Annotated in this window: 18 protein-coding genes; all 18 read left to right on the top strand. The window is 59.4% G+C overall.

All coding sequences use genetic code 11. From position 1 onward, the window contains the following. Positions 1–282 precede the first annotated feature (282 nt). The gene (locus tag COA55_RS15430; RefSeq protein ID WP_290502860.1) at positions 283–1,254 is read left to right on the top strand and encodes an acetyl-CoA carboxylase carboxyltransferase subunit alpha; all 972 of its coding nucleotides are present in this window, start codon (positions 283–285) and stop codon (positions 1,252–1,254) included. Between the two features lie 2 nt (positions 1,255–1,256). Then, complete coding sequence (gene tilS, locus COA55_RS15425; RefSeq protein WP_290502859.1) at positions 1,257–2,558, top strand: tRNA lysidine(34) synthetase TilS; 1,302 nt, start codon at positions 1,257–1,259, stop codon at positions 2,556–2,558. A 159-nt stretch (positions 2,559–2,717) separates the two neighbouring features. Continuing rightward, complete coding sequence (locus COA55_RS15420; protein ID WP_290502858.1) at positions 2,718–4,619, top strand: RecQ family ATP-dependent DNA helicase; 1,902 nt, start codon at positions 2,718–2,720, stop codon at positions 4,617–4,619. 392 nt (positions 4,620–5,011) lie between these two features. Continuing rightward, positions 5,012–6,649, top strand: a complete 1,638-nt coding sequence (locus tag COA55_RS15415; RefSeq protein ID WP_063518507.1) for a CTP synthase — start codon at positions 5,012–5,014, stop codon at positions 6,647–6,649. Positions 6,650–6,652: 3 nt separating this feature from the next. Beyond that, positions 6,653–7,501 (top strand): 3-deoxy-8-phosphooctulonate synthase, encoded by an 849-nt coding sequence (gene kdsA, locus COA55_RS15410; RefSeq protein ID WP_082872375.1) that lies wholly within the window; start codon positions 6,653–6,655, stop codon positions 7,499–7,501. A 23-nt stretch (positions 7,502–7,524) separates the two neighbouring features. Then, the gene (gene eno / locus COA55_RS15405; protein WP_063518506.1) at positions 7,525–8,817 is read left to right on the top strand and encodes a phosphopyruvate hydratase; all 1,293 of its coding nucleotides are present in this window, start codon (positions 7,525–7,527) and stop codon (positions 8,815–8,817) included. Between the two features lie 3 nt (positions 8,818–8,820). Next, positions 8,821–9,189, top strand: a complete 369-nt coding sequence (locus COA55_RS15400; RefSeq protein WP_290502856.1) for a septum formation initiator family protein — start codon at positions 8,821–8,823, stop codon at positions 9,187–9,189. Continuing rightward, complete coding sequence (gene ispD / locus COA55_RS15395) at positions 9,186–9,908, top strand: 2-C-methyl-D-erythritol 4-phosphate cytidylyltransferase (protein WP_290502855.1); 723 nt, start codon at positions 9,186–9,188, stop codon at positions 9,906–9,908. The genes COA55_RS15400 and ispD overlap by 4 nt, the downstream gene beginning before the upstream one ends. Before the next feature lie 2 nt (positions 9,909–9,910). Next, complete coding sequence (gene ispF / locus COA55_RS15390) at positions 9,911–10,384, top strand: 2-C-methyl-D-erythritol 2,4-cyclodiphosphate synthase (RefSeq protein ID WP_197468330.1); 474 nt, start codon at positions 9,911–9,913, stop codon at positions 10,382–10,384. Next, complete coding sequence (locus COA55_RS15385; protein ID WP_290502853.1) at positions 10,381–11,436, top strand: tRNA pseudouridine(13) synthase TruD; 1,056 nt, start codon at positions 10,381–10,383, stop codon at positions 11,434–11,436. Before ispF ends, COA55_RS15385 begins: the two co-directional genes overlap by 4 nt. A gap of 25 nt (positions 11,437–11,461) precedes the next feature. Further along, entirely contained in the window at positions 11,462–12,124 is a 663-nt protein-coding gene (locus tag COA55_RS15380; RefSeq protein WP_290502852.1) for a protein-L-isoaspartate(D-aspartate) O-methyltransferase, read from the top strand. Between the two features lie 195 nt (positions 12,125–12,319). Then, positions 12,320–13,234, top strand: coding sequence for a DUF368 domain-containing protein (locus tag COA55_RS15375; RefSeq protein ID WP_290502850.1), 915 nt, complete (start codon positions 12,320–12,322; stop codon positions 13,232–13,234). 108 nt (positions 13,235–13,342) lie between these two features. Next, complete coding sequence (locus COA55_RS15370; protein ID WP_063518501.1) at positions 13,343–14,122, top strand: peptidoglycan DD-metalloendopeptidase family protein; 780 nt, start codon at positions 13,343–13,345, stop codon at positions 14,120–14,122. 43 nt (positions 14,123–14,165) lie between these two features. Next, positions 14,166–15,080 carry a cation diffusion facilitator family transporter gene (locus COA55_RS15365; RefSeq protein WP_063518500.1) on the top strand — a complete coding sequence of 305 codons (915 nt, stop codon included), beginning with the start codon at positions 14,166–14,168 and terminating at the stop codon, positions 15,078–15,080. A gap of 132 nt (positions 15,081–15,212) precedes the next feature. Further along, entirely contained in the window at positions 15,213–15,854 is a 642-nt protein-coding gene (locus tag COA55_RS15360; RefSeq protein WP_290502849.1) for a gluconate 2-dehydrogenase subunit 3 family protein, read from the top strand. Next, positions 15,851–17,431, top strand: coding sequence for a GMC family oxidoreductase (locus tag COA55_RS15355; RefSeq protein ID WP_290502848.1), 1,581 nt, complete (start codon positions 15,851–15,853; stop codon positions 17,429–17,431). The genes COA55_RS15360 and COA55_RS15355 overlap by 4 nt, the downstream gene beginning before the upstream one ends. A 206-nt stretch (positions 17,432–17,637) precedes the next feature. Beyond that, on the top strand, positions 17,638–18,234 hold the full coding sequence (locus COA55_RS15350) for a transcriptional initiation protein Tat (protein WP_290502846.1): 597 nt from the start codon (positions 17,638–17,640) through the stop codon (positions 18,232–18,234). 15 nt (positions 18,235–18,249) lie between these two features. Then, positions 18,250–19,848: a GMC family oxidoreductase gene (locus COA55_RS15345; protein ID WP_290502845.1), complete on the top strand. Its 1,599-nt coding sequence runs from the start codon at positions 18,250–18,252 to the stop codon at positions 19,846–19,848. Positions 19,849–19,984 lie beyond the last annotated feature (136 nt).

Raw genomic sequence — 19,984 nt, 5'->3', positions numbered from 1 at the left:
AGGTGCTTGGGAGCGACGCAGGGCCGTTCTTTATGTTCGATGCGCTCCCGCGTTGTTGCGTGAAGCCTGATGCGTGCAGCGTCTCCCTTTGAAACAGTTTGCAACCTAGCCATGTCGGCCATCTCTCGACGTTGTCATTGGGTTGCGGCTACACTTGTTGCATTCTTTTATGGGCAGGTTGCGTTTGGGGATCCCCGGCGTAGCGTTTCTGCCTTGTTGGCGCCAGGGAACGGCCATTCTGGTCCGGGCGCATGCTGATAACACCTTGAACAGGCTCAGAATATGAATCCCAATTTCCTCGAATTTGAACAACCGATTGCCGACCTGGAAGCGAAAATCGAGGAATTGCGTTTGGTAGGCAGTGGCAGCGAGGTGAACATTTCCGAGGAAGTGGCCAAGCTGCAGGAAAAAAGCATTACGCTCACCGAAAGCATCTTCCGCGGCCTCAGCTCCTGGCAAATTTCCCAGCTGTCCCGACACCCCAAGCGCCCCTACATGCTGGACTACATCAAGCGGATCTTTACCGATTTCGATGAGCTGCATGGTGATCGTGCCTTTGCCGACGACCCGGCCATTATCGGCGGTATGACGCGTTTGGCGGGCCAACCAGTAATGGTGATTGGCCACCAGAAAGGTCGCGAAGTGAAAGAGAAGGTGCGCCGTAATTTTGGTATGCCGAAACCGGAGGGATACCGCAAGGCGCTGCGCCTGATGGAAATGGCCGAACGTTTCAAGCTGCCGGTACTCACCTTTATTGATACTCCCGGTGCCTTTCCGGGTATTGATGCGGAAGAACGTGGTCAGTCGGAAGCCATCGCCCGCAACCTGCGTGTGATGTCCCAGCTGAAAACCCCGATTATCGCCACCGTCATTGGCGAGGGCGGGTCTGGCGGCGCCCTGGCCATCGGTGTCTGCGACCATTTGCAGATGCTGGAATTCTCCACCTATTCGGTGATTTCCCCGGAAGGCTGTGCCTCGATTCTCTGGCGCAGTGCCGACAAGGCCCCGGAAGCGGCGGAAGCCATGGGCCTGACGGCCGGCCGGCTGCATGAACTCGGCATCGTGGACCAAGTGATCAAGGAGCCGTTGGGCGGCGCTCACCGTGATCACGACCAGGCCGCGGACGCCGTTCGCAAGGCGCTGGAAACCCAGCTGGAATCGCTGCGCGCCATGGACATGGATGCGCTGATCGACCGCCGTTACGAGCGCCTGATGAGCTACGGCAACGTGACCAGCGATCCCGCTGACGAATAACCATGTCCGATGCTGCCGGGTTCAGCCAGTCGCTGGCTGAACAGGCCCCCGACGGGCCTCTGCTGCTGGCCCTCAGTGGCGGTCTGGACTCCTGCCTGTTGCTTCATCTCCTGATCAAAGCGGGCCTGGGCCCGCGTCTCTCCGCTGTTCATATTGACCATCAATTGCAGGCCGATAGCCAGGGCTGGTCGCGTTTTTGCCAGTCGCTGGCGGACCAGCAAGGTATCCCGCTCGCTATTGAAAAGGTGGCTGTCGATATGGCCAACGGGCTCGAAGCCGGTGCCCGTGAGGCCCGTTATAGTGTGCTATTGCCGCTGGCGCGCGCCCAGGGCGCAACACTGGTGATGGCCCACCATCGCAATGATCAGGCGGAAACCCTGCTGTTCCGGCTGCTGCGCGGAGCGGGTGTGCAGGGGCTATCGGCCATGCGTGAGCACAGTCAGCAACAAGGTGTGCCCCTTTGGCGGCCGTTGTTAGGGGTTGGCCGCCAGACGCTGGAGAGCTGGGGAGCGGCGTTATCGCTAAACTGGCGCGAAGATCCCAGCAATCAGGATCAGTCCCTGCGCCGTAATTATCTGCGCCACACTATTCTACCGGCACTGCGTGATCGCTGGCCCGGCGCCGATGCCACGCTTGCCCGGGCGGCAGACCACATGGCTGAAGCCAGTGAGCTGATCAGTGAAATTGCGCAACAGGATGCGGATAACCTTGGCGTGGCCGGAGCGTCTTTTCCTCTGACCGATTTGGCGGATTTGTCTCTGGCGCGGCAGCGCAATGTGCTGCGCTGGTGGCTACAGCAAAACCGGGTCACCGCGCCCAGTGCGGCGGTGCTTGAACAGTTGCGTCTGCTGCATCTGGCTGCGGTGGATAGCCAGGCGCGGGTGGAGTGGGGTGGCTACGCGGCGCGCTTGTACCGTGGAGCCTTGTATCTGGCTTCACGTGAGGCCTTTCAGCCCTGGCAGGGCGATGTGCTCTGGCTGGAAGGGACGCCGCCGCCGACCTTGCCCCACTGGCATTGGTCAAAGCAAGGTGGTGAGGGAGACATTTGGGTGCTTCGTCCACCGGGTAATCTGCAGCTCAGGGCTTTGTCCGGTTCTCTGGCCGTGCGGCGTCATGGACTGCATCAACAGATCAAGGAACTCTGGCGCGCGGCGGGCGTGCCGCCCTGGCAGCGGCGGCAGTGGCCATTGCTGTTCCGTGATGGGGATGTGGTGAGTGTGCCATTGGTGGGGCTGGCCGATGGTGAAGAGAGTGACAATAGTGAGCGCTGGTATTTGTTACCTTCAACCGCAATGTCACACTAGCAAGCCTTCCCGCATGTAATCCCGGCGCCGGGAGTTGTCCGTTCTGGCGCACAGTAAAATACGAAACGCCTGCTCGTTTCAGTATTCCTCCTCTGCCAGACTTGCGCTGACTGATCCCGAATCTCTTGCGTCTTCAACCCCAGCCGAAAAGGGAGTGCCATGCAGGCCCTTCAGCAACATTTGCAGCAGACCTTTCAGCTTCAGGCCTTTCGCCCCGGGCAGCAGGCAGTTATCGACGCATTGCTGGCCGGGCGTTCGGCGCTGGCAGTGTTTCCCACTGGCGGCGGTAAAAGCCTGTGTTACCAATTGCCGGCGTTGATGTTCAGTGGTGTGACCCTGGTGGTGTCGCCGCTGATTGCATTGATGAAAGACCAGGTGGATCAGCTTCACCGGCTGGGTATTGCTGCCGCGCGGCTGGATTCCAGCGTGGATGCAGAGCAATTACAGAGTGTCTACCGGGGGCTGGATGACGGTAGTATCAAGCTGTTGTACGTGGCGCCGGAGCGCCTGGCCAATGAGCGGTTTCTGGCGCGTTTGAAGCGGCTGTCGATCAGCATGATGGCGGTGGATGAAGCGCACTGTGTTTCTGAATGGGGGCATAATTTTCGCCCGGATTATCTGAAGTTGGCGCAGCTTGCCGGCGATCTCAATGTGGGCAGGGTGTTGGCACTGACCGCGACGGCCACTCCCCAGGTGGCGAAGCAGATCTGCGACAGTTTTTCCATTGCCCGGGAAGATCATGTTCAGACTGGCTTTTTCCGCCCCAATCTGGCGCTGAATATTCGGCCCCACAATGCCTCCGAACGGGATCAGGCATTGTTGGCGGCATTGCAGTCCCGGCCATCGGAGCCGGCCATCGTTTATGTCACTTTGCAGAAAACCGCCGAACAGGTGGCCGGGTTCCTGCAGGCGCAGGGGCTGCCGGCGCAGGCATATCATGCGGGGCTGAAGGATGACGAGCGCCACCGGGTGCAGGAAACTTTTATGGCTGGGCAGGGGAATATTGTCGTTGCCACCATCGCGTTCGGCATGGGCATCGACAAGGCCGATATTCGCGCGATTTATCACTACAACCTGCCCAAGTCCCTGGAAAACTACATGCAGGAAATCGGCCGGGCAGGGCGGGATGGCAAACCCTCCGAGTGTGTATTGCTGGCCGGTTCGGACGATCTGACCGTATTGGAGAATTTCAGTTACGGGGATACCCCGGACGGCGCATCGCTTGCGGGGTTGATCAACTGGCTGGTGGCCCGGCCCGAGCAATTCGACCTGTCTGTGCATGAATTATCCGGGCAGTTCGATGTGCGTCCTCTGGTGATCAACACACTGCTGACCTATCTGGAGCTGGAAGGGGTGGTTCGCGCCACGGCGCCATTTTATACGGAGTACAAGCTGGCTTTCCGGACGTCCCGGGATGACGTGATTAGTCAATTCAATGATGAAAGAGCCGACTTCCTGCAGCGGGTCTTCGCGACCGGGAAGCAAGGGCGCACCTGGCTGACCCTGAAGCCCATTGATGCTGCCGCAGAGCTGCAGGTTGACCGGCTTCGCATCCTCAAGGCGCTGGGTTATCTGGAACAGCAGGGGATGATTGAGCTGCGTGTGGCCGGGGTGCGCCAGGGATACCGGATGTTGCAGCGCCCGCAGGAGCCTCAGGCGCTGACCGCCAGAATGGAAGAGCAGTTTGGCGTGCGCGAACAACGGGATATCCAGCGGCTGCAGCAAGTGTGTGACTGGGCTGAGGGCAAGGGCTGTTACCAGCAGGCCCTGGTGAGCTATTTTGGCGAACGCTTGCCCGAACCCTGTGGGCAGTGCAGCCATTGCAAGGGCGAGCATTGGCCCATGACGGCACGCCATCGCCGTGTGCCTGACGCGGCGGTGATTCAGGCAGTGAGACAGGAAGGGCATGGGGCGCTGGCCACGCCCCGGCAACTGGCGCGCTTTCTTTGTGGTATCAGCAGCCCCCGAGCCAGCCGTGCCCGTCTGGGCCGGCATTCCGCGTTTGCATCGCTGATCGACGCGCCTTTTGCCGATGTGCTGGCGGCATGTGAGAAGCCCTGAGGCTGATCTCGGGCTCCCTGCCTCCGAGCTCGGTGGGGCGCAAGAGTGGATCGGTCCCTGAGCCTTGCTGCTCTCTCAGCCGCTTGGCCAACCATTTACAGGCAGTGCGCAATTCGGCGTAGCCGATGCCTGTACGGTTTGGGTATCACCACCTTTTTACGCTTTCGGGAGCGATTCCGATTGAGGCACGGGGCGGCTTCTGTTAACATTTTCTCCCGTCCTGATGTAGCGCAAGCTCCTGAATTTTCAGGTGTTCAATCGTCTCTTGCGAAGCTGGCCAACCCGATTTACGAAAGCTCCTTGCCCGTCTGTAACGTGCAGGGTGTTTTTTTTATGGGGGCCGGTACACACTGACGATGGTGCTATCAACCCACTAGCGATCTGGTGAGTGCATGTCTCGTTTCATCTTTGTCACCGGCGGTGTGGTGTCGTCTCTGGGGAAGGGGATTACCTCCGCGTCCCTGGCCACCCTGTTGGAAGCTCGCGGCCTCAAGGTCACCCTGATTAAAATGGATCCCTACATCAATGTGGATCCCGGCACCATGAGCCCTTACCAGCACGGTGAGGTGTTCGTGACCGAAGACGGCGCCGAAACCGACCTGGATCTGGGTCATTACGAGCGTTTTATTCGCACCCGCCTGAACCGCCGCAACAGCTTTACCACCGGCCGTGTCTATCAGCATGTGCTGGATAAAGAGCGCCGCGGTGAATACCTGGGCGCCACCGTCCAGGTGATCCCCCATATCACCGATGAGATCAAACTGAAGATCCGCGAAGGCGCGGGTGATGCGGATGTGGCCATCGTGGAAATTGGTGGTACTGCGGGCGATATCGAATCGCTGCCTTTCCTGGAAGCGGCCCGGCAGATGCGCGTGGAGCTGGGCTCCAGCCAGTCCCTGCTGGTGCACCTGACGCTGGTGCCGTACATCGCCACCGCCGGGGAAATCAAAACCAAGCCCACCCAGCACTCCGTGAAAGAGCTGCGTTCCATCGGGCTGCAGCCAGACATTTTGGTGTGCCGTGCGGATGACCCGATTCCGCAGAGCGCCCGGGAAAAAATTGCCCTGTTTACCAATGTGGAAGCCCGGGCGGTGATTTCCTCCCCGGACTGCAAGACCATTTACCAGGTGCCCCGTGGCATGCACGAGCAGGGCCTGGACGCCATCGTGGTGGAAAAGTTTGGCCTGGATCTGCCCGAACCGGATCTTGGCGAATGGGATCGTGTGGTGGAAGCACAACTGAACCCGGAAAACGAAGTCACCATCGGTATGGTGGGCAAGTACATCGAACTGGTCGATGCCTACAAGTCACTTAACGAAGCGTTGATCCATGCGGGTATCAGCAACCGCGCCAAGGTCAATATCCTCTATCTGGATGCGGAAGATATCGAGCGCGACGGCACCGGTGTGCTGGAAAGCCTGGATGCCATTCTGGTGCCCGGTGGTTTTGGTGACCGGGGGACCGAAGGCAAGATTGCCGCAATCCGTTATGCCCGCGAGAACAAGGTGCCATATCTGGGCATCTGTCTGGGTATGCAGCTGGCGGTGATCGAATATGCCCGTCACGTGGCAGGCATTGAAAAAGCCCATTCCTCAGAGCTCAATCCGAACACGCCGGACCCGGTGGTGGGACTGATCACCGAATGGATTACCGAAGATGGTCAGAAAGAGCAGCGCTCTGCGGACTCCGACCTGGGTGGTACCATGCGTCTGGGTGGTCAGGAGTGCGTGCTGGAAGAAGGCAGCCGCGCGGCCCAGTGTTATGGCAGCACGCGTATCGTGGAGCGCCATCGCCATCGCTATGAGGTAAACAACAACTACCTGCCGCAACTGGAAGCGGCAGGCTTGAAGATCGTCGGCCGTTCCGTGGACGGTGAATTGGTGGAAGTGATCGAAGTAGGCGACCATCCGTGGTTTGTGGCCTGCCAGTTCCACCCGGAATTCACCTCCACCCCCCGTGACGGGCACGGTTTGTTCAAAGGCTATGTGGCAGCCGCTTTGGCGGAACAGCAGGCCCACAAGGAGGCGTGATCCGTGAGTAATCAGAAGACCATTGCCCTGAACGGGCTGGAATTCGCCAACGACAAGCCCATGGCCTTGTTCGGCGGCATGAATGTGCTGGAATCCCGGGACATGGCCATGCAGGTGGCGGAAGCCTATGCGGAAGTGACCAGCAAGCTGAACATACCCTGGGTATTCAAGGCCAGTTTCGACAAGGCAAACCGGTCTTCATTGAGCTCTTACCGGGGGCCGGGCCTTGACGAAGGCCTGAAGATCTTCGAAGAAGTCAAAAAGACCTTCAACTGCCCGGTGATCACCGACGTGCACGAGCCTTACCAGGCGGCTCCGGTGGCGGAAGTGGCGGATATCATCCAGCTGCCCGCCTTCCTGGCACGGCAGACGGATCTGGTGGTGGCCATGGCAAAAACCGGGGCCATCATCAATATCAAGAAGCCCCAGTTTCTGGCGCCCCACGAAATGTCGCACATTCTGCACAAATGTGAGGACGCCGGTAACGATCAGCTGATTCTTTGCGAGCGCGGTTCCAGCTTTGGTTACAACAACCTGGTGGTGGACATGCTCGGCTTCGGCATCATGAAGCAATTCAACTACCCGGTGTTTTTCGACGTCACCCACGCCTTGCAAAAACCCGGTGGCCGGGCTGACAGCGCCGACGGTCGTCGTGCCCAGGTGGCGGAATTGGGCCGCGCCGGCATCAGCCAGGGCATCGCCGGGCTGTTCCTGGAAGCCCACCCTGACCCGGATAATGCCAAATGCGATGGCCCTTGCGCCCTGAGGCTGGATCGTCTGGAGCCATTCCTTGCACAGATGCAAACCCTGGATAATACCGTCAAGGCACTGCCTGCCTTCGAAAATAACTGATTAGAGTTTGGAGATTTACCGACATGTCCAAGATCGTTGACATCAAGGCCCGTGAAATTCTGGATTCCCGTGGCAACCCGACAATCGAAGCCGATGTGGTTCTCGAATCCGGTGCCAGTGGCAGTGCCTGTGCGCCCAGCGGCGCCTCCACCGGTTCCCGCGAAGCGCTGGAACTGCGTGACGGCGACAAGTCCCGTTACTTGGGCAAGGGCGTCACCAAGGCGGTAGGCAATGTGAACTCTGCCATCCGCGAGCTGCTGGTGGGTAAAGACGCTTGTGATCAAAAGGCGCTGGACCAGGCCATGCTGGATGCCGATGGCACCGAGAACAAGGCGAACCTGGGGGCCAATGCAATTCTGGCTGTGTCCCTGGCGGCGGCCAAGGCGGCGGCGGTGGATCAGGGTAAGCCCCTGTACGAGTATATTTCCGACCTGCAGGACGACGATAACGAATATTCCTTGCCCGTGCCGATGATGAACATCATTAACGGTGGTGAGCACGCCGATAACAACGTGGATATTCAGGAATTCATGATCCAGCCGGTGGGCGCGCCCACGGTGGCGGAAGCGATTCGCTACGGGGCGGAAATCTTCCATGCGCTGAAGGGCGTGCTGAAGAAACGTGGCCTGAACACCGCGGTGGGTGATGAAGGCGGCTTTGCGCCGAACTTGCCCAGCAACGAAGCGGCACTGGAAGCCATCATGGAAGCCATCGAGATTGCCGGTTACAAGGCGGGTGATGATGTGACTCTGGCGCTGGATTGTGCCGCCAGCGAATTCTATAAGGATGGCAAGTACGTGCTGGCCGGTGAAGACCGTAGCATGAGCTCTGAAGAGTTTGCCGACTACCTGGCAGAGTTGTGCGACCGCTACCCGATCATCTCTATCGAAGATGGCATGGACGAATCCGACTGGGATGGCTGGAAAATCCTCACCGAAAAACTGGGCAAGAAAGTCCAGCTGGTGGGGGATGATCTATTCGTAACCAACACCAAAATTCTCCAGCGCGGTATCGACGAGAACGTGGCCAACTCCATCCTGATCAAGTTCAATCAGATTGGCTCTCTCACCGAGACCCTGGACGCTATCAAAATGGCCAAGGATGCCGGTTACACTGCGGTCATTTCCCACCGTAGTGGTGAAACAGCGGATACCACCATTGCTGATCTGGCGGTGGCGACGGCGGCGGGCCAAATCAAGACCGGCTCCCTGTGCCGCTCCGACCGTGTTGCCAAGTACAACCGTTTGATTCGCATCGAGCAGGAACTGGGCCGTGCGGCTTACCATGGCCGTAAAGAGTTCAAGCTGCTCGGCTAAGCGATGCCAGCCCCCAAGGCAAAATCCAGCGCCGGCAACAGCAAGGGCAACGTCGAGCGGATGACACTGAAACTGTCACCTGCCCGGCAAGTCGCTCTGGCATTGCTGGCGCTGCTGTTTTTGGGCCTGCAGGTTCGGTTGTGGTTTGGTGAAGGCAGCCTTCGCCATGTGGCCGCGTTGAAAAAAGACGTGGCCGTGCTGAAAGAAAGCAATGCCAAGCTGGCAGAACGCAATCGTCTCATGGCCGCTGACGTGAACGACCTGAAACAAGGTACAGAAGCGATTGAAGAAATCGCACGCAAGGACCTGGGTATGGTTCGTAACGGAGAAACCTTTTTCCTGATTCTTGAACAGCCCCGGGGCACCGAGTGAATCCTGTTATTTCCGGCCCGCTGTATGCCGTGGTTCCTGCTGCCGGGGTGGGAAGCCGAATGGGCGCGGGTTTTCCCAAGCAGTATCTTTCCCTGGCCGGCCAAACCCTGGCCGAACACACCCTGAATCGATTGCTCTCGTTCGCGCCGATCCACAAAGTGGTGGTGGCGGTGTCCGCTGACGACCCCTGGTGGCCCACGCTGGCGGTCTCCGGCCACCCACGTATCCAGACGGTGGCCGGTGGTGATACCCGGGCCGACTCGGTACGCAACGGCGTTGCGGCCGTGCTGGATGAGGGCGGCGCTGACGCCTGGGTGCTGGTGCACGACATGGCGCGCCCGCTGATCCGGCTCTCGGATATTCAGAGTCTGCTGGACCAGACCGGCCCCCAGGGTGCCATTCTCGCCTTGCCGGTGGTGGATACCATCAAGCAGGCCGCAGAGGAAAAGCACATTGCGGCCACGCTGGATCGTGCGCATATCTGGCGGGCGCTGACACCTCAACTCTTCCCGGCCCAGGCGCTGCTGGCGGCATTACAGGGTGATCTCGCCACCATTACCGATGAAGCGTCAGCCATGGAACGTGATGGTTGGCAGCCTGGCCTGGTCGCCGGTCACAGCGACAATATCAAGATAACCGTCCCCGACGATCTGCCACTGGCCCGCTTTTATCTGAGCCGGCAGCAGAGTGATGACAGCAGCGAAGGAGAACCGTGGTGAGCGTGCGTATTGGTCAGGGGTTTGACGTCCATGCCTTCGATGAGGGCGATCATGTCATGCTCGGTGGTATTGCCATTCCCCACAGCCACGGCCTCAAGGCGCATTCCGATGGCGATGTGGCGTTGCATGCGTTATCCGATGCCTTGCTTGGCGCCTTGGCGCTGGGGGACATTGGCCACTATTTCCCGGACACTGACCCGCAATGGCAAGGTGCTGATTCCGGTCAGCTGCTGACCGCCATCTATTCATCCATTCTGGACGCCGGCTGGCGGCTGGGTAATGCAGACCTGACGGTGATCTGCCAGGCACCCAAGCTGGCGCCGCACATTGCCGGCATGCGTGAACGCATCGCCGAATTGCTGCAGTGTGAGCCGGGTCAGGTATCGGTCAAGGCAACGACCACGGAAAAGCTGGGTTTTACCGGTCGCAAGGAAGGCATAGCGGTGCAGGCCGTGGTGCTGCTGGAGAGCCAGTGACTGCCGTGTCCGACATGACCCGTGAAGCCTTGCCCTGCGCCCATGGGGGCCCGGTGTGCCAGGGTGTATTAAAGGCACGGCCAGACGACTTTTACGTCGCGGAGCAAATGCACGTGACGCCGGAAGGCCAGGGTGAACACCTCTGGCTGGAAATTGAAAAAACCGGCTGGAATACCGAAGACGTGGCCATGCTGCTCGCCAAGCAGGCCCGCGTTCATCGTTTATCAGTGGGCTACAGCGGTCTGAAAGATAAACATGCGGTGACCCGGCAATGGTTCAGCCTGCATTTGCCGGGCAAGGACGATCCGGAGTTCAATTGGCCCGAAGGCCTGACGGTACTGCAAGCCGGTCGTCACCGCCGCAAACTCAACCGTGGCACCCATCGTGCCAACGACTTTCGGTTGCGCGTCACGGCTTTCCAGGGCGACCGGGAAGCAATGGAGACCCAGCTGCACGCCATCATGGCGGAAGGCGTTCCGAATTATTTCGGCGAACAACGTTTTGGTCGGGGAGCCGGGAATCTGGTGCGTGGCACCGAATGGTTGCTGGGCGGGGAAGCACCACGCAAGAAAGCGTTGCGGGGCATGTGGTTGTCCGCCGTGCGCAGCAATCTGTTCAATCAGGTATTGGCTGAACGGGTACGTCGCGATTGCTGGAACAGAATGCTGGCCGGCGATATTTTGCAACCGGAAGGCAGCCGCGGGTTGTTCATGGCCGATGACGATTGCAACGCGGTGGAGCGGGTGGCGAGCGGGGAAGTGCACCCCACCGCCCCTTTGCCCGGCTTGCCCGGCATGGCATCATCTGGCCCCTGTAATGAACTGGAGCAGCAGATCCTGGCGCCCCACGCCCCGGTGATAGAGGGCCTGCGCCAGATCAAGGTAGAAGAAGCCCGCCGTAGCACAAGGCTGCCGGTACGGGACTTGCAGTGGGTCTGGCATACAGACCCGGAAAGGGAAGGGGAAGACTGCCTGGAGCTGGCGTTTACGCTACCCACAGGCGCTTTTGCCACGACAGTAATGGCAGAGCTGATCAGTTCACCGGCTGATTGACTCGCATTGAGGCAAACGAACACAGATGGATATCCAACTCAGCGGCATCGGCATGACGTCTGCACGGACCCGGGATCGGTTAGTGCAGCGCTTGCGTGACGCCGGTATTCAGGACGAGCGCGTACTGGATGCCATCCGCAATACACCACGACACCTGTTTATCGAAGAAGCCCTGGCGCATCAGGCCTATGATGATACCGCCTTGCCGATCGGTCATGGGCAAACCATTTCCCAGCCCTGGGTGGTTGCCCGCATGACCGAGCTGCTGATTGCCAACGGCAAGCCGCGCAAGGTATTGGAAATTGGCACCGGTTGCGGTTATCAAACCTCGGTGCTGGCGCCGTTTTGTGATGAGCTGTATTCGGTGGAACGCATTCGCCCCCTGCAGGATCAGGCCCGCAAGCGTCTATTGCAGCTGGGCCTGGCCAAGGTGCAGCTCAAGCATGCGGATGGCGGTTTTGGCTGGAAGGCGGAGGCGCCGTTCGATGGTATTCTCGCGGCGTGCGCCCGTGCGGATATTCCTGACGGTTTGCTGTCTCAACTGGCAGACGGCGGTCGCCTGGTGATGCCGGTTGGCGGTGATCGCCAGCAAATTCTCACCGTGGTTGACCGCGAGGGGGATCAATTTCATACCCAGACCCTGGACCCGGTACGCTTCGTGCCGTTCCAGCGTGGGGTGATGCGGTAAGGCAGCTACGAGGTACTAGCTACTAGCTGCGAGTTAAACAAACACTTTGCTTTAGGGGTTGCGCTTCGTTTGGGGCGAGCCCCATCCTGAAAGCTAGAAGCTAGAAGCTAGAAGCTAGAAGCTAGAAGCTAGAAGCTAGAAGCTAGAAGCTAGAAGCTAGAAGCTAGAAGCTAGAAGCTCTTTTCAAGGACTAACATGATTCGACCCGGTATTTTTTTTCGCGGCATGGCCATGGGCGCAGCTGACGTGGTGCCCGGCGTTTCCGGTGGCACCCTGGCCCTGATCACCGGCATCTATGAAGAGCTGATCAACACCCTGGGCGGCATTACTCCGCGGCTGCTGACCGTATGGCGGCAGGAGGGATTTGTTGCCGTCTGGCAGCAGGCCAACCTCACGTTTCTGTTCACCTTGCTGGCCGGTATCTTCACCAGTATTGCCGTGTTGGCACGATTGATTACCTGGTTACTGGATAGCCATCCGGTGCCGGTATGGGCCTTTTTCAGCGGCCTGATTCTCGCCAGCATTTTTCTGGTCTTGAAACCCTTGCAGCAGCGTGGCCCGGTGCAGATAGGAGCCTTCTTGTTGGGCACCGGCGTGGCCGTGGCCATCGGCCTGGCCCCGGCACTGTCGGCAGCCGGTAGCGGTGCGCTGGTGTTTTTCTTCAGTGGCATGCTGGCCATCTGCGCAATGATTTTGCCGGGCATTTCCGGCAGTTTTATCCTTCTTTTACTGGGCATGTACCAGCCCGTGCTGGAAGCTGTGAAGCAGGCTGAGTTTGGCTTGCTGCTGGCATTTCTGTCGGGATGTGCGCTGGGGCTGCTGAGTTTTGTGCATGTGCTGAAGTGGACGCTGCATCGTTTCCATGACACGGTCATGGCGTTACTGGCCGGCTTTATGGCGGGTTCATTACTGAAATTGTGGCCCTGGCGATTGAGCGGCGAGCACGGCCTGGGTGACACCTGGTTGTGGCCATCACAGTATGCCGCGATTACCGAGCAGTCCGCACAGCTACCTTTGGCTCTGGCCATGGTAGCTGTGGCGTCCGGGCTGGTGTGGTTACTTTACCGGGTGGCGCCGGTGCATAATGTTGCGCAGACACCGCAAGGCTGAGTATCGCCGTGCGGTCGGTTTACGCTTACTGAGCAATCTGGATTCTGGTTTCCTGGCAACGGGGTGATTGATGGCAGTAGATCTTCACACAGGCACCGACAGTCACTGATGCGCACACTGGCAGCGTTCATGGTCTGGATTTTGGTCAGTGGCTGCAGTGCCGGCAACTTTGCACCGGTGGTGGATATTTATGGCCAGGAACCCAAGCCGCGCAAAGTCACCTCCGGCACGCACCACGTGCGTGAAGGGGAGACTCTGTACTCCATTGCCTGGCGTTACGGCTGGGATTTCCGAGCGTTGGCCCGGGCCAACAATATTCCGGCGCCGTACACCATTTATCCCGGCCAGCGTATCTCGCTGGGCATCAAGACCTCCAGCCCGGCGGTGGCCAGCAAACCGGCAACTACTTCTTCCAAACCGGCCAGCAAACCGGCCGCCTCAAAACCCGCTTCCAAGCCTGCTCCGGCGGCAAAACCTGCCTCCAAACCCGCCACGAAGCCGGCAGTCCCGGTCGGCCCGGTGGAGTGGCGCTGGCCTGCCAGCGGCCAGGTGGTGGAATCGTTTTCCAATGCCAGCCAGGGGCGTAAGGGAATCGCCATTTCCGGGCGCCGGAACAGCCCGGTGGTGGCTGCCGCCCCGGGGCGTGTGGTCTACCGGGGCAGTGGCCTGACAGGCTACGGTAATCTGCTGATTATCAAGCACAGCGAACGCTGGTTAAGTGCCTATGCCCATAATGATAAGATGATGGTCAAGGAAGGGGATTCGGTGAAGGGCGGTCAGCAGGTGGCCACCATGGGCGCCAGTGGCACTTTCCGCACTCAGCTGCATTTTGAAATCCGCAAAGACGGCAAGCCCGTCGACCCCATGGGCTATTTGCCCAAGCGCTGATTCCCCCGCACCGCTTTTCCCAACTGATTAACGGAATACAGATATGCGTCGTGATGATCGCCGTGAACACCGCCTGCTACTGATGGCAGGGTTGGCATCCGTGCTGACGGCGCTAATTTTGATTGCGGCAAAAGCCATTGCCTGGCTGATGACCGGGTCTGTCAGCCTGCTGGCCTCGCTGGTGGATTCGGTGATGGATTCCATTGCTTCGCTAATCAACTTTTTCGCTATTCGCTATTCTCTGGTGCCCGCGGATGAGGAACACCGCTTCGGCCATGGCAAGGCTGAAGCGCTGGCCGGGCTGGGGCAGGCGGTGTTTATTGCCGGCTCTTCGGTGTTTCTGATTCACCAGTCCGTGACCAAGCTGATGGACCCGCAGCCCATCAGTGAGAATGGCGCGGGTGTGGCCGTGATGCTGTTTTCCATTGTGCTGACATTCGGGTTGTTGTTGATCCAGAAGTATGTGGTCCGGGAAACCGGTTCCACCGCTATTGAGGCGGACTCGCTGCATTACCTGTCGGATCTGGCGGTCAATGTGGGGATCATTGTTGTGCTGGTGGTCAGCCAGTTTGGCTATCTGTGGCTGGACGGGGTGGTGGGCCTGGTGATTGCGATCTTTATTCTGTTCAGCGCCTGGCATATTGCCTATGAATCGGCGCAACTGTTGTTGGATCGGGAAATCCCCGGCGAGGTGAGGGAGGTGATTACCGCGATTGTGGCGGATCATCCACAGGCGCTGGGGTTCCATGATCTGCGTACCCGCCAGTCCGGGCGTACCCAGTTTATCCAGCTGCATGTGGATATGGATCAGAACCTGACCTTACTGCAGGCCCATGACCTGGCCACTCGGATTGAAACGCGTATCCAGGAGGCGTTTCCCATGGCGGATGTGATTATCCACCAGGACCCGGTGGCCGTTGGGCCAAAAGTCACCCTCGACGATCGACCCCCAACCTGACGGTTCCTCCCAAGCCCGCGCCAATGCTGGGCTGTACTGTGCGGTCAAACCGGGCTGTGCAGGTAAACACATTGTTTTCATAGGGGCTTTTCAGTAGCTTCATCACTGACTTGTTTGTGTTGAGGACAGACCATGAAAAGCCCTCGTTCCGCCCCCAGTGTGGCGGCAATCTGGCAGCAGGGCATGGCCCGACGGCGCTTTCTGAAATGGAGCCTGCTGGGCTCCGCCGGTGTGGCTGCCGTGGCTGCCGGCGGTTTTGCCTTCCTGCGTCGCTCTCCGTTGGATAACCAGCCCGCACCGGAGTGGGCCACGGGACTGTCTGCCGGGGAATACCATCTTTTTGATCGCGCCCGCCAAGTGTTGTTGCCGGTGGAGGGGACAGCGCTAACTCCCAGTGACCAGGTGCCAGTGGTGCGTAATGTGCAGGCACTGCTGAATAACCTGGACCCGGCCACGCGCAAGGAAATGGGGACGGGGCTGGGCTTGTTCGACAACGCGGCGGTGCTCAGTCACGGCCGTCGTTTTGTGGATCTATCCGACGCGGAGGCGCGCGCTTATTTTGACAGTTGGGGGCGCGCCAGCGTGATTCAGCGCACCCTGGCCACAGTGATCAAGCAACTGACCTACAGTGCCTATTGGCAGGAGCCAGCGACCTGGGCGCCGACGGGTTTTGATGGCCCGGTCAGCGACAAGTGGGGGCTGGCCTATCTCGGCAATGCGCCGTTACCGGCGGATGATGCACTGCGTGCCAAGCAGCCGGAGGGGAAGGCATGAATGACACAATAGCAACAACAGCGGACAGCTCGGCAGGTTGGCAGGCCACCGGCCTTGCGGTGCATCAGGCCAGTGACCTGATTGGCAAGCAGCCTGAGGGCGAGCGGCTGGAAATTGAGGCGGACGTGGTGATCGTCGGCTCCGGAGCGGGCGGGGCGGTCAGTGCTTATGAGCTGGCCCGGCGGGGCTTCAAGGTTGTTGTGCTGGAAGCCGGTGCCTATGTGCCCTCCAAGGACTTCACTGAACGCTTCAGTGAAAGCCTGGATACCCTCTATCAGGACCATGGTGGACAGACCAATAGCAGCGGCGATCTGCTGGTGTTGCAGGGCGCCTGTGTGGGCGGCTCCACGGTAGTCAATGGTTGTGTGTGCTTTCGCACACCGGATTTTATCCTGCAGGACTGGCAGCGGGAGTTTGGTCTCAATGAGCTGACCACGGCGGAACTGACACCCTACTTTGACGAAGTAGAGAAGAACCTGGCCGTTCATGAAAACGGTGAGCATGAGATTCCCCAACACGGGCGCCTGATCCGCGCCGGTGCCAACCGTTTGGGCTGGTCGGTGAAACCGCTGCAGCGCAATATCCGTCAGTGCGGGCTGACCGGGCATTGCCTGTCGGGCTGCAAGACCGAGCGCAAGCAGTCCATGCTGGTGACCTACCTGCCCTGGGCCACTGCCCATGGGGCGCAGATTTACGCGGATACTCGCGTGGAGAAAATCCTTACCGAAAACGGCAAGGCCAGCGGTGTGGCGGCGACGGTAACCCATCGTGATGGCTCTATTGCTGCCCGCATGACGGTGACAGCGCCCCGGGTAATTGTTGCGGCAGGGGCGGTGCAGACCCCGCTGCTGCTGCTGAAAAGCGGGCTGGCTAACCGGTCCGGGCAGGTGGGCAGGAACTTTGCCTGCCACCCGTCATTGTACGTTCCCGCCCGCTACCCGGAGCCGGTTTATCCCTGGCGTGGCGCCATGCTCGGCGTGTATGTGGACGAGTTCATGCACCCCGACAAGGGCGGCTTCGTGCTGGAAGATGGCGGTGCCGGGCTGGTAGAGCTGACCATGGCGGCGGAACCGGGTACCGGCAAGCCGTTCATGGATTACATGGCCGATGCCAAGTACCTGGGCGGGCTGGTCACGCTGATCCACGACCACAATGTGGGCACCATTGAATGGGACGGGGAGCGCAAGAAGATCAACTATCAGCTCAGCGATACGGATTTTCCCTCCATGCAGCGTGCCCTGAAAGCGGCCGCTCGGCTGCATCTGGCGTCGGGTGCCAAAGAAGTCTATGTGCCCGCCAGCGATAATCGGGTGATTCGCAGTGAGGCAGACATCGATGAGATGGTCGATACGCTGGAAAACCTGCCACAGCACCTGCGTATGGTCAGTTATCATCCCCAGGGTACCTGCCGGATGGGGGCCGATCCGGATAACAGTGTGGTCGGTAGCGATGGCCAGAGCCACGATGTGCCCGGGTTATACGTGGCCGACGCCAGCTTGTTACCCACCTCCATCATCGTGAACCCGCAGATCACGGTGTATGCGCTGGCCACCCGTATTGCTCGGCAAATGGCCTGAAAGCAGCGGGTTGGGATGCCCGCAGGCCCGCTCTTCGCCATAGCGTATTTCCGCTTGATCATAATGCCTGCCCCCGGTTGCGCCGGGGGCTTTGGCGTTTGTAACGGTTTGTTATAGACTCGGGGGATAACAACCATGGCAAATACCGCTCCACCAATAACAACAAGGGCCTGAAAGAGAACAGGCCTGCCCAGGAGAGGGTCTGAATGAAGAATAATAACCGTGCGCCGCTGCCCGGCTTTCTGGGCGGCCTTGAGCCCCTGAGCCGCCGCGGGTTCTTGCGAACCAGTGTGCTGGCGGGTGCCGCGTTCACCACCGGCTGTTCCAGTCTATTCGGCCGCCGTGAGGCGCCGGAAACCCTCGAGTACCACAGCCTCAATGACGACGAAGTCGAGGTGATTACCCGCCTTACCGAGGTGATGATCCCCGCTGATCGTTATGGGCTCCCTTCCAGTACCGATGTTGTGCCTACCATAAAAAACGTGGATGCCATGGCCCAGCGAATGCCGCCGCAGACCCGCGAACTGCTGGGGCTGGGGATTTGGGTGTTCAACAACCGTCCCATGGTCAGCTTCAAGTTCAGCCGTTTTAGCCGTTTGCCCGACGACAAGGCCCTGGCTTATGTGGATGCCATGCAGGAAGGCTCGTTCTTTGAACGCGGGCTGATGACCACCCTGAAAGCGCTGGTGGCATTGAACTACTGGCGTGACGAGCGCACCTGGCCGGGCCTGGAATATCACGGGCCGGTGACGGAGTTGTGGGGTGTACGACGATTGGGGAATGCCCCGTTACCACGGGCGTAAGGGCGGAGAATAATAATGGCGTTTGTACGAGTAGCCCGGGACGGGGTTCCTGTCACCCAGGCAAAAGATGTGGCACTGGATGCCAGCCTGGGCAAGCGATTTACACTGAAAACCGATGTGGTGGTGGTGGGCTCCGGCGCCGCCGGTGCCATGGTGGCCTATGAAATGGCCAAGGCCGGTCGGGATGTGCTGGTGCTGGAATCCGGGCGGTACTATCCCAGCTCGGCCTTTACCGAGCACCTTGGCGATACCATGACCAAGATCTATCAGGATCAGGTAGGCCAGGTGAACACCACTGCGGATATTATTTTTGTGCAGGGTGCCTGCGTGGGGGGCTCCACGGTTATTGGGGCCTGCGTCATGGAAGAGCCCGGCGATGACGTGCTTGATGGCTGGGCTGCCAAGTACGGGCTGGATAATTTGTCTGCGGAAAAGTTTCGCCCGTATCTGGATACGGTGGCCGACCAGCTACAGATTCACATCAACGAAGCCCACGAAATCAATGCCTGCGCCCACAAGGTGATTCAGGGCTGCGAGAAAATGCAGTTCTCCTGGAAACCGGCGCAGCGCAATGTGAAGCAATGCGCGCTCACCGGGCATTGTCTGGCGGGCTGCCCGTCGGATCGGAAAATGAGTTCCCTGGTGACCCATCTTCCCTGGGCAGCGGCGTATGGCGCCCGGATATTCTCGGATACGGAAGTGGTAAAAGTGCGCACCCGAAACGGCCGGGCTAGCGGGGTGGAAGCCCGCGTGACCGACCCGGACAGCGGCGCCCATGTGGCAGACATGCAGGTGGATGCGGACCTGGTGGTGTTGGCGGCGGGGGCCATTCACAGCCCGCTGATCATGCAGCGTAGCGGAGTTGAAGACCGCAGCGGGCAACTGGGCCGTAATTTGTCCATTCAGCCGTTTACCCAGGTGATGGGGAAATTCAAGGAGCCGCTTTACGGTTTCCGCGGCGCCCTGGTCGGGGTGCAGGTGGATGAGTTCACTCGCTCCGACGGCTACACCATTTTCTCGGGGCTGGCTGAGCCGGAGTCCCTCATGGCGCAAGGCGATATGAAGGCCGGTAAGGCACATATCGATTTCATGAAGGATTACAAATACTATGCTGGGGTGAACGCCTTCAGTACCGATCAGGGGCGCGGTTATGTGCAGTGGGACGGTGACGCCTATACCGGCGGCAAGACCATCCACTGGAATCCCAATCGTGAAGAGTTTGAAAACATGAAAGCGTCAGCGGCGCTGGCTGCGCGAATCTTCTTTTCCGGTGGCGCCGAGAAAGTGTTCATGCCCACCTTCCAGAGCCTGGAAGTGGATTCCGTCTTCAGTCTCGATGAAAAACTGTCGGAAGTGGATTATGGCATCAAGGGCATGTACACCTTCCGCTCTAACAGTTTTAGCCCCCATGGCACATGCCGTATGGGTGCTGACAGCTATGAATCTGTGGTGGCGCCCAACGGCGAAGTCCATGGTACTGCAGGGTTGTTCGTGGCGGATGCCAGCCTGATTCCCGAGCCCATGAGCGCGCCGCCCCAGTGGACGGTGCAAGCGCTGGCCAAGTACGTCAGTGATCAGATCAATGCCAAGGCAAGCAGTTATTTTATTGGTTGATTGGTAGACAAGAGCAGTATGAAAACGCGCCCGAGGGCCACTGCTGTCCCACAGTTGAGGGACAAATGAAAAAGCCTGAACCGAACTGGTTACAATGATTCTGCGAGGAAAACATTGTGATCAGGGAGGTTCAGGC

The organism is Alcanivorax sp., assembly GCF_002733835.1.
Lineage (GTDB): Bacteria > Pseudomonadota > Gammaproteobacteria > Pseudomonadales > Alcanivoracaceae > Alcanivorax.
Note: the sequence above shows the minus strand (reverse complement) of the source record. Positions and strands in the feature narration are given on the sequence as shown.

Coding starts and splice junctions, on each gene's coding strand:
- COA55_RS15355 (WP_290502848.1), top strand. CDS start 15,851: ATGAATGACACAATAGCAACAACAGCGGACAGCTCGGCAGGTTGGCAG.
- COA55_RS15365 (WP_063518500.1), top strand. CDS start 14,166: ATGCGTCGTGATGATCGCCGTGAACACCGCCTGCTACTGATGGCAGGG.
- COA55_RS15345 (WP_290502845.1), top strand. CDS start 18,250: ATGGCGTTTGTACGAGTAGCCCGGGACGGGGTTCCTGTCACCCAGGCA.
- COA55_RS15370 (WP_063518501.1), top strand. CDS start 13,343: ATGCGCACACTGGCAGCGTTCATGGTCTGGATTTTGGTCAGTGGCTGC.
- eno (WP_063518506.1), top strand. CDS start 7,525: ATGTCCAAGATCGTTGACATCAAGGCCCGTGAAATTCTGGATTCCCGT.
- COA55_RS15360 (WP_290502849.1), top strand. CDS start 15,213: ATGAAAAGCCCTCGTTCCGCCCCCAGTGTGGCGGCAATCTGGCAGCAG.
- COA55_RS15415 (WP_063518507.1), top strand. CDS start 5,012: ATGTCTCGTTTCATCTTTGTCACCGGCGGTGTGGTGTCGTCTCTGGGG.
- tilS (WP_290502859.1), top strand. CDS start 1,257: ATGTCCGATGCTGCCGGGTTCAGCCAGTCGCTGGCTGAACAGGCCCCC.
- COA55_RS15430 (WP_290502860.1), top strand. CDS start 283: ATGAATCCCAATTTCCTCGAATTTGAACAACCGATTGCCGACCTGGAA.
- COA55_RS15380 (WP_290502852.1), top strand. CDS start 11,462: ATGGATATCCAACTCAGCGGCATCGGCATGACGTCTGCACGGACCCGG.
- COA55_RS15375 (WP_290502850.1), top strand. CDS start 12,320: ATGATTCGACCCGGTATTTTTTTTCGCGGCATGGCCATGGGCGCAGCT.
- COA55_RS15420 (WP_290502858.1), top strand. CDS start 2,718: ATGCAGGCCCTTCAGCAACATTTGCAGCAGACCTTTCAGCTTCAGGCC.
- COA55_RS15400 (WP_290502856.1), top strand. CDS start 8,821: ATGCCAGCCCCCAAGGCAAAATCCAGCGCCGGCAACAGCAAGGGCAAC.
- COA55_RS15350 (WP_290502846.1), top strand. CDS start 17,638: ATGAAGAATAATAACCGTGCGCCGCTGCCCGGCTTTCTGGGCGGCCTT.